This is a genomic window from Massilia sp. MS-15 (genome assembly GCF_020176695.1).
Classification (GTDB): Bacteria; Pseudomonadota; Gammaproteobacteria; order Burkholderiales; family Burkholderiaceae_D; genus Telluria; species Telluria hydrophila.
In genome coordinates this window covers 1-281 of sequence record NZ_JAIWIA010000083.1, presented here as the reverse complement: position 1 = coordinate 281, position 281 = coordinate 1, and the positions used below count along the sequence as shown (strand labels likewise).

Genomic DNA, 281 nt, shown 5'->3' with positions numbered 1-281 from the left:
GAAAGTGGGGGACCTTCGGGCCTCATGCTTTTGGAGCGGCCGATGTCTGATTAGCTAGTTGGTAGGGTAAAGGCCTACCAAGGCGACGATCAGTAGCTGGTCTGAGAGGACGACCAGCCACACTGGAACTGAGACACGGTCCAGACTCCTACGGGAGGCAGCAGTGGGGAATTTTGGACAATGGGCGCAAGCCTGATCCAGCAATGCCGCGTGAGTGAAGAAGGCCTTCGGGTTGTAAAGCTCTTTTGTCAGGGAAGAAACGGTGCGGACTAATAATCTGC

General features: G+C 55.2%; 1 rRNA gene. It reads left to right on the top strand.

Features of this window, described 5'->3' with window-relative positions:
• A 16S ribosomal RNA gene (locus LCI23_RS20300) occupies nucleotides 1-281 on the top strand; the annotation flags it as partial.